This window comes from Exiguobacterium sp. s166, from assembly GCF_018618855.1.
In the GTDB taxonomy this organism is placed as follows: Bacteria; Bacillota; Bacilli; order Exiguobacteriales; family Exiguobacteriaceae; genus Exiguobacterium_A.
This window is the reverse complement of record NZ_JACSMU010000001.1, coordinates 529,496-542,954: the sequence shown is the minus strand read 5'-3', so window position 1 is coordinate 542,954 and position 13,459 is coordinate 529,496. Positions and strand designations below refer to the sequence as shown.

The window sequence follows — 13,459 nt, the reverse complement described above, 5'->3', positions numbered from 1 at the left end:
TTTGAAAGGGAATCGACATCGGTCGGTTCTCTTTTTTTGCGTTATAAGCATTAAAATAGATGCAAAAGGGGAATGTGTGGATAATGTAAGGTGTTCATTACTTATCAAGGGGGCAACACACAATGGAAAACTTCGAATATCGTAATCCAACGAAACTTATTTTTGGTGACGGTCAAGTCAACAAAATCAAAGACGAATTGAAAGCTTTAGATGCTAAAAAAGTCATGCTCGTATTTGGCGGCGGCAGTATCAAACGTAATGGTGTCTATGATGACGTCACGCGCGAACTCAATGCGGCAGGAATCGAATACGTCGAATGCGACGGCGTCGAACCAAATCCACGCATCGAGACAGCAGAACGCGGTATTAAAATCGCACGTGAAGCTGGCGTTGACGCATTGCTCGCTCTTGGTGGCGGTTCTGTCATCGACTGCACGAAATTGATCGCTGCAGGTATCCCTTACGAGGGTGAAGCATGGGATCTCGTCATCGGTAAAGCGACACCAGAAACAGTGATCCCGTTTGGAACAGTCTTGACGCTCGCTGCGACAGGTTCAGAAATGAACTCAGGTTCTGTTATCACGAACTGGAAGACACAAGAGAAATACGGTTGGGGCAGCCCGTTGACGTTCCCGACATTCTCAATCCTTGATCCAAAGTACACTGTCAGCGTTCCGAAAGATCAAACGATTTACGGAATCGTCGACATGATGAGCCATTGCCTCGAGCAATATTTCCACACGGCGCATGCACCGGTTCAAGAGCGGATGACGGAAGGTGTCATGAAAGCAGTCGTTGAAGCTGCACCGAAACTTGTCAACGATCTTGAAAACGTTGAACTCCGCGGTACGATTCTGTTTGCCGGTACGATGGCACTCAACGGTGTTCTTCAAATGGGCGCACGCGGCGACTGGGCGTCACACAACATTGAGCACGCGGTCTCAGCGGTTCACGACATCCCGCATGCAGGCGGTCTGGCGATTCTCTTCCCGAACTGGATGCGTCATGTTCTTGATGAGTCAAACGCACACCGTTTCGTTACGCTCGGTGAGAACGTCTTTGACGTCGATACGACAGGTAAATCAGAAATGGAAGCAGCACACGCTACAATCGATGCAATCAGTGCGTTCTGGACATCACTTGGTGCACCAAACCGCCTTGCGGATTATGACATCAAAGAAGAAACGGTCGATTCAATCGTGAAGTCAGCGATGACACGTGGAGACTTTGGTAACTTCAAATCACTTGGCAACGAAGATGTTCGTCAAATCGTAACAGCTGCTTTGTAAGCGTCATAACATTTGCTAATCTTTTCACAAAAGACTTGAACGACCTTCCTTCTTGCGTTTTAATGAAAAGGAAGGTCGCATTTGTTTGCGAATGAATAAGGAGGACGAGTGAATGACAACGGTACGTTTTGATTATTCGAAGGCCCTACAATTCGTAGGACAACATGAAGTGGACTATATGGCGGATACGGTAAAAACATTACACGGAGCAATCCACAACGGCACAGGTGCCGGCAGCGATTTCTTAGGATGGGTCGATTTACCGACAAACTATGACAAAGCGGAATTTGAAAAAATTCAGGCGGCGGCTGAAAAAATCAAGTCGGATTCAGATGTCTTGTTAGTCGTCGGGATCGGCGGATCGTATCTCGGAGCACGTGCTGCAATTGAGATGCTCGGTCATTCGTTCCACAACTTACTGTCAAAAGACGAGCGGAAAGCACCGCAAATCATTTATGCCGGACATAACATTTCTTCGACGTACTTACACGATTTGTTCCAAGTACTTGAAGGAAAAGATGTTTCGGTCAACATCATCTCAAAATCAGGGACAACGACGGAACCAGCGATTTCATTCCGTCTCCTGAAAACATTTATGGAAGACAAGTACGGTAAAGCCGGAGCGAAGGACCGGATTTATGCGACGACAGATAAAGCACGTGGTGCCCTGAAGACACTTGCTGACTCGGAAGGATACCAGACGTTTGTGATTCCGGATGACGTTGGCGGTCGTTTCTCTGTCTTGACACCGGTTGGTTTATTACCGATTGCAGCTGCCGGCATTTCGATTGAAGACTTGATGGCAGGTGCGCGTGATGCGCAAGTTCAGTTCTCAAATGAGAACTTGGCGGAAAACGAAGCGTACCAGTACGCGGTCGTTCGAAACGCATTATATGCGAAAGGAAAAACAATCGAGTTGCTCGTCAACTATGAACCTGCTTTACACTATGTGTCGGAGTGGTGGAAACAGTTGTACGGAGAGTCAGAAGGAAAAGACTTTAAAGGGATCTTCCCGGCAGCAGTCGACTTCTCAACGGATCTTCACTCGATGGGACAATACGTTCAAGAAGGACGTCGTGATTTGTTCGAAACGGTCATCAAAGTCGGACAAGCGCGTCATACCTTGACGATTGAAAAAGATGCACAGGATTTGGACGGCTTAAACTTCCTTGAAGGCAAGTCGATTCAATTCGTCAACGACAAGGCAGCAGAAGGAACGTTGCTTGCCCACACAGATGGACAAGTTCCGAACTTGACAGTTGAGTTGCCGGAGATGACACCGTATCATCTCGGATTCTTGTTCTACTTCTTTGAAAAGGCATGTGCAATGAGTGGATACCTGCTTGGTGTCAACCCATTCGATCAGCCGGGTGTTGAAGCGTACAAGAAAAACATGTTTGCCTTGCTTGGTAAACCTGGATTTGAAGCAGAAAAAGCAGAGCTTGAAGCTCGCTTGAAATAAGAAGCCGGACATCTCTCGATTCAGAGGGATGTCTTTTTTTGTCATTCTGGCAAATTCCTACGCACTTTCACTTTTAGAATGCTTTCGAAACAGGTAAAGTGAAGAGAGAAGAAGAAATGAGGTGCACGCACGTGATTACGTTTTTAGATTATTATCAAAATCGGGTTGAACTGAGTTTTGAGGACCATCCGTTTTCAGTCCATCCGCTTCATGTCTGGGTCATTGCCGTGTACGAAGGGAAATGGTTACTGACACATCATAAGCAACGGGGCTACGAATTTCCGGGTGGAAAGGTCGAACCGGGGGAAACGGCCGAGGAAGCAGCGCACCGGGAAGTCATGGAAGAGACAGGGGGACATATCGAACGTCTCCAGTACATCGGACAATACCGGGTTGAAGGTCGGGGGGATACGATCATCAAGAATATCTACTTCGCCGAAATCGCATCCTTGGTGCCGCATCTTGCTGTCGATGAGACGGACGGTGCCTATTTACTAGACGATATCCCGAAACGTTTAGATACGAACCGCCAATACAGCTTCATGATGAAGGACCGTGTCCTTCCGGAGACTCTTCGTGTACTCGCCGAACGCCGACTGGTTTGAACTCCCCCGCCAGGGACCGTTTCGTACCTTTCGGGTCTTTTATGAAACATCCGACGGAGAACGGGTCGGGGCGTACATCATCTTACCGGTTCGGGCGAACGGACAAGGTCTCTTGTATTTACGTGGTGGGACACGTAATATCGGCATGGTTCGGCCGACCCGCTTAATGCAGTTCGCGCAAGCCGGTTATTTGGTCATGGCTCCTTTTTACCGCGGTAACTTAGGGGGGACCGGAAAAGAAGATTTTGGACAACGGGATATCCTTGACGCCATCAGTGCTTTTGATTGGCTCGATCAATATGTCGAGCGGACATCGGTATTTGGCTTTTCCCGCGGCGGTCAGATGGCGCTTTTACTGGCGCATCATCGTGAAGTCGCCCGGACAGTTTCCTGGGCCGGCGTGACGAATTTGATTTGGACGTATGAAGAACAACGGACGATGCAAAAAATGCTCAGACGATTTACCGGTGGCGTTCCAGAGCAACGGCTGGAGGCATATCGCGTCCGGTCACCACTCTATTTTCCGCCGCAAGGAGACGTCTTGTTGATTCATGGATTGTACGATCAAAACGTTCGGTTGCGGCATGCGACGAACTATGCAGCCCGCTATCCGGAAAAGACCCGTTTATTGGTATATCAATATGCGCATCAATTTCCAATCCATCAAAAAATGCTTGTGACGAAACAAGTCATCGATTGGATGTTATCCAAGTAAAAGGATTCGTGAAAACATCTCAGTGCCTCGCATTGAGATGTTTTTTTCTCCAAATGATGGGAACATTGATATGTTTTAAAAAAGAGATTTTTTAAGGGGAAACGATATTTGATATACTAGAACATATAAAATAAGCCAGATTAACGGATTTAGAAGGGATATATGAGATGGAAATCTTACTTGCGCGACAACCGATTGTAGACCGGTTTGGTTCGATTGACGCTTTTGAACTGCTCTATCGTTCCGTTGAAACACCTGCAGTGTTTGATGGTGACTTGGCAACGATGGATGTATTGACGAATACACTGATTCATTTGGGAGTAGACCGTGTAGCAGAAGGGAAACGATTATTCATTAATTTCACAGGCGATCTGTTACAGTCTGAGCTGATCGATCACTTGGATCCGACCCGATTCGTGATTGAAGTGTTAGAGACGGTTCACATTGATGCTGCTATGCTCCTGACGTTGCAGAAGTGGAAAGAAGCAGGCTTCGTATTGGCACTGGATGATTTCGTAACCGATCTGTTGCGTCATCATGGGGCAGAGCTGTTTGATCTGATTGATTTGATTAAAATTGATATCGAAGCCATCAACCCACGCGAACAAAGTGCAATCTTACATATTTTAAAGCGGAATTATCCGCATATGCGCTTTTTGGCAGAACGGGTCGAAACACATGAAGATCATACGCGAAGCCTTGAGATGGGATATGACTGGTTTCAAGGATACTTTTATGCCAAACCGATGCTGATGAAAGGGAAGGCGGTTCCTCCGCAAGTACCTGTCCTGTTGAAGATGCTGAAGTGGTTGGATACAGACGATCATTATGAGGACGTCGTCGATGAAATCGAAGGAAATCCTTACATCAGTGTACAAGTACTGCAATTAATCAATTCTCCGGGAATCGGTCTTCGGAACACCGTCAGTTCCGTCCGACAAGCGATTTCCTTACTTGGATTTTCGCAATTAAAGAGCTGGATTTCGTTAATCGTTTTGCGTGAAATGAAACTCGCAAGTCCGTACAGGTGGTCGGATGAATTGTTACGTTCATCTTTGCATTGTGCAAAGCTGTGTGAACTGTTTGCGACGGAAACGAAGACCTTGAAAGCAGAGAGCGCTTATATGATTGGATTACTGTCTCATATTGATGCATTACTCTCAGTCGATATTGATGAAATCATTGATCAGCTTCCGATTGAACCGGCTTTGAAAAACGTCTTACAAGGTGATGATCATCCGTTTCGGGATTGCCTGCTCCTTGCGATCAGCGCAGACCGGGGAGAGTTCGAACGGTTCGAGATGCTGAGCAATCGATTCGGGATTGCGAAGCGCCGCGCTTATGAATTATTAAAAGAAAGCCAAGTTTGGCTTTCTCAAAAAGAGCTTCATTTACAAGATAAGACAGATTCAATCGTCTAACATAAAAGGTTGAGCATCCATTAAGGAGCTCAACCTTTTTAGTATCATCAATCATTTTTAAACGCGGGGACCGGCTGCTTTGATGGCATCCGTCGCACTTTCGAAACGTGCAAAGTTCTGCGTGAACTTTTGCGCGAGTGCAGTCGCTTGTTGTTCGTAAACAGATGAATCCGCCCATACCTTGACCGGATTGAGTAAATCAGTCGGAACACCGGGTACTTCAATCGGCATATGCAGACCGAAAATCGGATGTTCTTCTGTCGGGATGTCTGCGAGCAGGCCGTTGACGGCTGCATTGACCATCGTCCGTGTATACGAAAGTTTCATCCGGCTGCCGGTACCATAAGCCCCACCGGTCCAACCGGTGTTGACGAGATAAACGGTGACGCCGTGGCGATCAATCAGTTCCCCGAGCATCGTCGCATATTTTTCTGGAATCAACGGCAGGAACGGGGAACCGAAGCAGGTCGAAAACGTTGCTTCCGGTTCCGTGACACCACGCTCTGTGCCGGCAAGTTTAGATGTATAACCTGACAAGAAGTGATACATCGCTTGTTCTTTTGTCAGTTTACTGATCGGAGGCAGTACACCGTAAGCATCTGCTGTCAGGAAGACAATCGTTTTCGGATGACCGGCGCGTGACGGGATGGCGATATTCTCGATTGCTGTGATCGGGTAAGCCGCACGCGTATTTTCCGTCAGTGAGGTATCATCATAATCCGGAATCCGGGTGTCGTCGAGGACGACGTTTTCAAGAACGGTTCCGAAGCGGATGGCGTCAAAGATTTGTGGTTCTTTTTCGCGTGACAAGTTGACCGTTTTCGCATAGCAGCCACCTTCGATGTTGAAGACACCGTCATGGGACCAACCGTGTTCATCGTCGCCGATCAATTGACGGCTCTCATCTGCAGACAGTGTGGTCTTACCAGTCCCGGATAGTCCGAAGAATAACGCGACATCCCCTTCGTGTCCAACGTTGGCGGAACAGTGCATCGACAACACTTCTTGTTGTGGTAAGAGATAGTTCATGACCGAGAAAATTGATTTTTTAATTTCTCCGGCGTACTCTGTACCACCGATCAAGACAATACGGTGTTCGAAAGACATCGCGATGAATGTCTCCGAGTTTGTTCCGTCGACCGCCGGATCCGCTTTAAAATGTGGTGCGTAGACGACCGTAAATGGTTCAAAGGCCGCAACCGTAGGATATTCGCGTAAGAATAGCTGTTTCGCAAACAAATTATGCCAAGCATATTCGGTTACGACGCGCACTGGAAGGGTGAAATGCGTATCGGCACCAGCAGCAGCTTCTGTGTAGTAAAGTTGATCTGCTTCGTTCATATAACGAAGAACTTTTTGTAACAGTTGCTCGAATTTGTCCGATTCCATTGGTTGATTGACATGACCCCAATCGATATGCATCTCACACGATTGATCACGGACGATGAACTTGTCTTTCGGTGAACGACCTGTAAATTTCCCCGTTTCTACAGACAAAGCACCATTTTCTGCAAGAACTCCTTCTTTGTTGCGAATCGCATGTTCGACTAGTTCAGCAACGGACAGTTGTTTGAACACATGCTCCTTCTTGAGTAGCTCTTCGATATTCAGGACCGTCATCGGCATCCTGACCCCACCTTTCCCCTACGTTGGTTTTAGCTCTACTATTAGTATGACACATTTATTATATATGACATACTAATGATAGGGCAATCATTTTCCTGCGCTGATTTCTATTTATCTGGAAACGCTTTCAGCATTAACAGTTTAACATCTCTTCTGAAATTTTTCGACTAGAAATTAAAACGTTGCTTGACAGAGTGAGCACAAGTTTATATCATGTAATTCGTAACGGATACTCTTATTCTGAGCAGGTGGAGGGAACAAGGCCCGAAGAAACCCGGCAACCGTCTTATATTAATTTCATCATTAATGTAGGAAAAGGTGCTCTCCTGAAGCGAAGTAAACACTTCGAACGATAAGAGGGTAAAGGAAGAACGCACAACCTTTCCCTGACCATTTTTGGACATGGAAAGGTTTTTTTCATTTTACCGTCCCACTCAACTAGGGGAAATGAGTACACCGTCAAATTCTTTTTTGGGAGGGTCAAACATGACAAACCTTAATCGCCGACTATTTACGTCGGAATCAGTAACTGAAGGTCACCCGGATAAAATCTGTGACCAGATTTCGGATTCAATTTTGGATGCAATTCTTGCAGCCGATCCAAACGCACGTGTTGCGGCAGAAACTTCTGTCACGACAGGACTCGTATTAGTAGCTGGAGAAATCACGACATCAACTTACGTGGATATCCCGAAAGTCGTTCGTGAAACTATTCGTGAAATCGGCTATACACGCGCTAAATACGGTTTCGATGCAGACACTTGTGCTGTATTGACATCAATCGATGAGCAGTCAGCAGACATCGCTCTCGGTGTGGACCAAGCGCTTGAAGCACGCGAAGGAAACATGTCCGATGAAGAAATCGATGCGATCGGAGCAGGAGACCAAGGTCTGATGTTCGGTTATGCAACGAAAGAAACACCGGAACTCATGCCACTTCCAATCTCGCTTTCACACAAACTGGCTCGTCGTTTGGCAGAGGTCCGCAAAACGGGGCAACTCGATTACCTCCGTCCGGATGGTAAAACGCAAGTTACGGTTGAATACAACGAGAACAATGAACCTGTTCGCGTCGATACAATCGTCATCTCGACACAACATGCAGAAGAAGTGACGCTTGAGCAAATTCAAGCTGATCTGAAAGAACATGTCATCGCACCGGTCATCCCGGCAGAGTACATCGATGCAGACACAAAATTCTTCATCAACCCGACTGGTCGTTTCGTCATCGGCGGACCACAAGGAGATGCAGGGTTGACAGGTCGTAAAATCATCGTTGATACGTATGGCGGATATGCACGTCACGGCGGTGGAGCGTTCTCTGGTAAAGATCCAACGAAAGTCGACCGTTCAGCTGCTTACGCAGCACGTTATGTCGCGAAAAACCTGGTTGCATCTGGTCTTGCGGACAAAGCAGAAGTTCAACTTGCTTACGCAATCGGTGTGGCGCACCCGGTTTCAATCGCAGTCGATACGTTCGGTACAGGAAAACTTCCTGAAGCGCAACTCGTTGAATTAATCGCAGAAAACTTTGATCTCCGTCCTGCAGGGATCATCAAGATGCTTGATCTCCGCCGTCCGATTTATCGTCAGACAGCAGCTTATGGTCACTTCGGTCGTACAGACATCGAATTACCATGGGAGCAAACAGATAAAGCCGCTACTCTTGAAGAGCAGGCAAAACGTTTCGCATAATCCTGAGTTCAGAAACTCCCTTTTAAGGGTGTTTCTGAACTTTTTTTGTTTCTCCGGAACTTTGCAGGGAAACGACTGAAATTTCTAGAAAAGGGTAAAAGAACATGAGCCTGTAAAAGGAAAAGGGGGATTTCGGTATGGAGATACGCGAAGCAGTTCCGGCTGATGCAGCACGCATTCATGATATTGCGCTCACGTCCTGGATGGACACATATGAGGAAATCTATTCAGAGCGTTCGAAAGCCCATTTCGTACAAGAAGCGTACCCGCAGGAAGAAGTGGTCCGAGCAATCCGGACAGCGGAAGAAGCACGTGGAGAATACTTCAATGTCGGACTGATCGACGGGGAAATCGTCGGTTTTATCCACGCCATCGATGTGGATGGAACGTGGGAAATCGTCCGGCTGTATGTCTTGCCGAAATACCAGCAAAACGGAATCGGACGCCGGCTGATCCGCGAACTGGAATTGCAAGGGGCGTCTCCGATTGAAGTGTATGTTGAATCCCGAAACTATAAAGCCCGTCACTTTTTGACTTCATACGGATTTAAGGAAATCAGCGAGACGACAGAGGAAGTCTTCGGACAGGTGGAACCTGTGACGCGACTACAACGTATATATTAAAGAAACGGAATCCGACTTAAGGCGGTTTGGCTGAAGTCGGATTTGTTGCATACTAAACAGATATTGAATGAAGAGGTGAGTTTGTGGTAGAACAACCAACCGGAGTGATCGTTCTTGTATATCCACTCCAATTACGTGCCCGGCCAAGTGAAGCACTGATTCGTGTCTTAGAGCACGAATATGAGGTCCTCTTGGTCGACGCACCCCGTCGTGTATCGTTTGAAGAACATCAACAGTTATTAAAAGAAGCACTACGCGAAGCCGGTAAGCGGAAATTACCGATTCATATCATTGCCTGCAGTATGGGAGCGCTTGTCGTCAACCGACTGCTTCAAGAATATGAGTTGCCGATGGCGAGCCTGACGTTTATCTCGCCGTTATTTGATTGGCACAATTCCAAGCAATTGGGAGGCGTCAAACAAGTCTTCGCGAGTGCCTTCGACCGGTTCCGTCCGGATGCTCCGCTTGGGACATTACCGTTCGGACAAAATAATGAAGATGCTGCTCGTCTCGGTGAACTGACGTACGCTGAATATCGTGAGATTGAAGAAGAAATTGTCATCCATGATGAAGAACGTAAGAAACTGCCGCGGGTCCAACTCGCTTGTTTTTATGCGCCGGACGATCAGTTTGCTGACGTCAAGTTGACGCTTGAGGTATGCCGGAAAATGGGTGGGGACCAGATTTATCTGCAACGTCTGCACGGGTTCCCGCACTTCAGTTTCGAACGCTTGAACACACGGTTTGCTGAAAAGTTGTTGCTGTTCCTGAAATTAGTGGAAGATTAATATGTTTTAAAAAGAGGAGTGCCGTCGCATACGACGGCACTCCTCTGTTGTTTAATCGAGTATTTGTTTTTTTAATTTTTTTTCAATCGCAACGATGAACGGCGGATTATTTTGCTGATTCAAGAAACGGTACTGCAAGACGGCATAATCCTGCTGGGGGAGCGATGAAACATGCTCAAGCACTGCATCACGTTCGCGGCGTCCCTCCAAGTGACCGTGATAAATCACGAGGACAACCAGACCACCGGGGACGAGGACCGGAAGAAGGGCCCGGAGTGCCTCTAGCGTTTCTTCTCCTGTCGTCGTGACGGATTTATCGCTTCCCGGTAAGTAACCAAGATTAAAGACTCCGGCACGAATCGGACGTTGTTCAGCAAATAACCGAGCGCCGACATGGATATGACTTTCGTGATACAAATCGACCCAATCGAAGACGTGAGCCGCCTGCAACCGACGGGTCGTTTCTTCGATTGCCTGCTCCTGGACATCAAAAGCGATGACCCGTCCGCCCGGTCCGACCTGTTCAGCAAGGAAATGCGTATCATGACCGTTCCCCGCAGTCATATCGACGACGCAATCCCCTTCATGGATGACTGATTCCAACAATTCTTTGGCATAAGGTAACACACGTGCAAGTGACATGGCAAAAACTCCTCTTTTTGATTGATATGCTCTATTTTTTTCTAAGTACCCGCAAAATCGACCCTTTAGTTAATTGTATCATTTTTCCGATTGTTCGTTTAAATCGAAGTTCCTTGACAGACGACAGAATAATTTCGTAAAGTGGCAAGGTTGGAAACTACATTGGAGGATACTTACCATGCCGAAATTACCTCGCGCGGTCTGGATTCTGGTATTGGCGATGGCAATCAATACGACAGGGTCCTCTTTTTTATGGCCGTTTAATACATTATACATTCATGACTATTTAGGGGAGTCGATGACGAAGGCCGGAATGGCCTTATTCGTCAACTCGGCTCTCGCCATCATCGGGAACTACATTGGTGGAAAAGCATTTGATCGGTTAGGTGGGAAACGCACACTTGTCATCAGTGTCATCGGACTCGTCCTTGCCTCAATCGGACTTTGGATGTTCCATCAGACTTTCACCGGTTATGTTCTGATGCTGGGATTAATCGGATTCGTCGGCGGAATGGTTTTTCCGACCATCTATGCTATGACCGGTGTGATCTGGCCGGAAGGCGGGAGACGGGCGTTTAACGCAATCTATGTTGCTCAAAACGTCGGTGTGGCGCTCGGAACTGCTATCAGTGGGCAAATTGCGGCGATTGATATCCAATTCATCTTCATCGCAAATCTGATACTGTACTTGTTGTTTGCTGTGGTTCTGTTGGTAGGATTGAATTGGATTCAGGTCCATCCAATCAGACGTCAATCGATGTCGGCAAGCGAGGAAGTGCGGGAACCGCTCTCACGGAGTTCTGTCCGGACGATGTTGTATGTCTCGATTGGTTATGCACTGTTATGGTTTGTGTATGTTCAATGGCAGGGAACGTTTGCCGTGCATACAAAGTCACTTGGAGTAACAATTTCCGAGTATTCGATTTTATGGACGATCAACGGGGCGCTGATTGTGTTTGCACAACCGTTATTGACACCCGTCTTACGATGGTTTGGTGACGATTTGAAACGTCAGTTACTGACGGGGACAGGGATTTTTCTTTTATCCTATGCCATCGTTCCCTTTGCGGGAGGATTCAAAATGTTTTTAGTGGCGATGATCATCTTGACGATTGGTGAGATGTTCATTTGGCCGGCAGTTCCTGCAATGGCAGCGCGCTTAGCTCCGATTGGTAAAGAAGGTGAGTTTCAGGGATACGTCAATATCGCCGCTTCGGCAGGCCGGATGATCAGTCCGACCGTCGGGGGACTGATTTATGATTTATCCGGTATGAATGCCGTGTTCCTGACGTTGATCGGATTGATTCTGGTGGCAGGATTCACATTCATTCGTGCTATACCAAGTAAGGCGATAAAATAAGTTCGAAAGACAGACGCGGTCGTTTGATGCCGCCATCTGTCTTTTTTTGAGGACGCATAATAAACATGTAAAATGGGTATTCAATTAAAAGGAAAATATTAATTGATTAACCAAATTAAAGAAAAAATATGTTTGACGTGTCGTGTGCCGGAGGTGTAAAAGATGAGGCAATGTATTTTCGTTGAAGATCAGCTGACTTGGACATCACTTGTCGAAAATAAATCACTTGATATTTTTTATAGCTATGAATACGTCCGTTTAAATGCACGGGCCGATGAAACGGCGGGACTGGTTTATTTTCAAGGTGCGTCAGGCGAACTATTTTATCCTTTTTTGAAGAGGCGTATTTTCGACACCGAGTATTTTGATATGATTACACCTTATGGTTATGGAGGTCCGGAAGTTGTTGGTGAACTGACGTTGGAAGAACTGGCAGATGCCAAGCGTTCTTTTCGGCAATGGGCCATGCGTCACAAAATTGTCTCGGAGCTGATTCGGTTTAATCCATTGACGGAAAATCAAAAACGGATAGCGGATTGGACGAAAACGGAATTCATCCGCCACACGACGAGCATCGATCTTCGGCCAACCGTGGAAGAAATCATGCAAACGTTTCATAAGAAAAACCGGAGTATGATCCGGAAGTCATTGGCGTCAGAGCTGACAGTCCGTCGGGGATCAAAAGAAGATTTGCCAACTTTTATCCGTCTTTATTACCAAACGATGGACCGGAAAGATGCCTCTTCCCATTACTATTTTACACCTGAATACTTTGAACAACTGTTTCAGCCGACACAGCTGTGTGAACCGTTATTGTTGATTGCCGAGTGGAGAGGGGAAGCCGTCGGTGGTTATTTCGTATTGCTTGGACAAGAGTATGCACACGGACATTTGATTGGATGTCAACGGGATGAACATAAACTGTTTCCGAATCAGCGACTGGAATATGAGGCGATCTTACATTCCAAGACGGCAGGGATGGTCGAACAACATTTAGGCGGCGGATATAAGGAACGGGACAGTCTGTTTGAAAGCAAGTGCCGTTACACAGGATACCGGATGTTTGAATACCACCAAGGAAAAACGATTCTTCTGCCTCATGTCTATGAAAAATTGTGCCAACGCTATGGAAGTGATCAAGACGTAGACTATTTCCCGGAATACCGCTACCAAGAGACGGTTTTAGCGACATGAATCCACCTGATCGTCTGCGGATGATCAGGTTTTTTGGTA

Annotated in this window: 12 protein-coding genes and 1 riboswitch; of the genes, 10 read left to right on the top strand and 2 right to left on the bottom strand. The window is 46.8% G+C overall.

Annotation, left to right across the window (positions count from 1 at the left end; translation table 11 throughout):
• Nucleotides 1–122: 122 nt before the first annotated feature.
• The 5 genes from KNP93_RS02695 (at nt 123) to KNP93_RS02675 (ending at nt 5,492) form a co-directional block, all read left to right on the top strand.
• Nucleotides 123–1,289, top strand: coding sequence for an iron-containing alcohol dehydrogenase (locus KNP93_RS02695; RefSeq protein ID WP_131972364.1), 1,167 nt, complete (start codon nt 123–125; stop codon nt 1,287–1,289).
• 112 nt (nt 1,290–1,401) lie between these two features.
• Complete coding sequence (locus tag KNP93_RS02690) at nt 1,402–2,751, top strand: glucose-6-phosphate isomerase (protein ID WP_188004621.1); 1,350 nt, start codon at nt 1,402–1,404, stop codon at nt 2,749–2,751.
• 131 nt (nt 2,752–2,882) lie between these two features.
• Nucleotides 2,883–3,356 (top strand): RNA deprotection pyrophosphohydrolase, encoded by a 474-nt coding sequence (gene ytkD, locus KNP93_RS02685; protein WP_114595193.1) that lies wholly within the window; start codon nt 2,883–2,885, stop codon nt 3,354–3,356.
• Nucleotides 3,328–4,071 (top strand): alpha/beta hydrolase family protein, encoded by a 744-nt coding sequence (locus KNP93_RS02680; RefSeq protein ID WP_131502120.1) that lies wholly within the window; start codon nt 3,328–3,330, stop codon nt 4,069–4,071. Before ytkD ends, KNP93_RS02680 begins: the two co-directional genes overlap by 29 nt.
• A 167-nt stretch (nt 4,072–4,238) precedes the next feature.
• Nucleotides 4,239–5,492 (top strand): EAL and HDOD domain-containing protein, encoded by a 1,254-nt coding sequence (locus KNP93_RS02675; RefSeq protein ID WP_214852949.1) that lies wholly within the window; start codon nt 4,239–4,241, stop codon nt 5,490–5,492.
• A gap of 57 nt (nt 5,493–5,549) precedes the next feature.
• On the opposite strand, the gene pckA is transcribed toward KNP93_RS02675, so the two are convergent.
• The gene (gene pckA / locus KNP93_RS02670) at nt 5,550–7,118 is read right to left on the bottom strand and encodes a phosphoenolpyruvate carboxykinase (ATP) (RefSeq protein WP_188004618.1); all 1,569 of its coding nucleotides are present in this window, start codon (nt 7,116–7,118) and stop codon (nt 5,550–5,552) included.
• Nucleotides 7,119–7,350: 232 nt separating this feature from the next.
• Nucleotides 7,351–7,477: riboswitch (SAM riboswitch) on the top strand.
• Between the two features lie 127 nt (nt 7,478–7,604).
• Here pckA and metK point away from each other — a divergent pair.
• The 3 genes from metK to KNP93_RS02655 all read left to right on the top strand — a co-directional run bounded on the left by metK (nt 7,605) and on the right by KNP93_RS02655 (nt 10,224).
• Nucleotides 7,605–8,813, top strand: a complete 1,209-nt coding sequence (gene metK / locus KNP93_RS02665; RefSeq protein ID WP_114595196.1) for a methionine adenosyltransferase — start codon at nt 7,605–7,607, stop codon at nt 8,811–8,813.
• A gap of 137 nt (nt 8,814–8,950) precedes the next feature.
• A complete protein-coding gene (locus KNP93_RS02660) occupies nt 8,951–9,436 on the top strand; it encodes a GNAT family N-acetyltransferase (RefSeq protein WP_114595197.1) in 486 nt (161 codons plus the stop codon).
• An 83-nt stretch (nt 9,437–9,519) separates the two neighbouring features.
• Nucleotides 9,520–10,224, top strand: a complete 705-nt coding sequence (locus KNP93_RS02655) for an alpha/beta fold hydrolase (protein WP_131972368.1) — start codon at nt 9,520–9,522, stop codon at nt 10,222–10,224.
• Nucleotides 10,225–10,275: 51 nt separating this feature from the next.
• Here KNP93_RS02655 and mnmM read toward each other — a convergent pair whose 3' ends face one another.
• Nucleotides 10,276–10,866 (bottom strand): tRNA 5-(aminomethyl)-2-thiouridylate-methyltransferase MnmM, encoded by a 591-nt coding sequence (gene mnmM / locus KNP93_RS02650; RefSeq protein ID WP_131502117.1) that lies wholly within the window; start codon nt 10,864–10,866, stop codon nt 10,276–10,278.
• 178 nt (nt 10,867–11,044) lie between these two features.
• Between mnmM and KNP93_RS02645 the strand changes: the two genes are divergently transcribed.
• Nucleotides 11,045–12,226 (top strand): MDR family MFS transporter, encoded by a 1,182-nt coding sequence (locus tag KNP93_RS02645; protein ID WP_214852947.1) that lies wholly within the window; start codon nt 11,045–11,047, stop codon nt 12,224–12,226.
• Nucleotides 12,227–12,388: 162 nt separating this feature from the next.
• Nucleotides 12,389–13,420: a peptidoglycan bridge formation glycyltransferase FemA/FemB family protein gene (locus KNP93_RS02640; protein WP_131502115.1), complete on the top strand. Its 1,032-nt coding sequence runs from the start codon at nt 12,389–12,391 to the stop codon at nt 13,418–13,420.
• Nucleotides 13,421–13,459 lie beyond the last annotated feature (39 nt).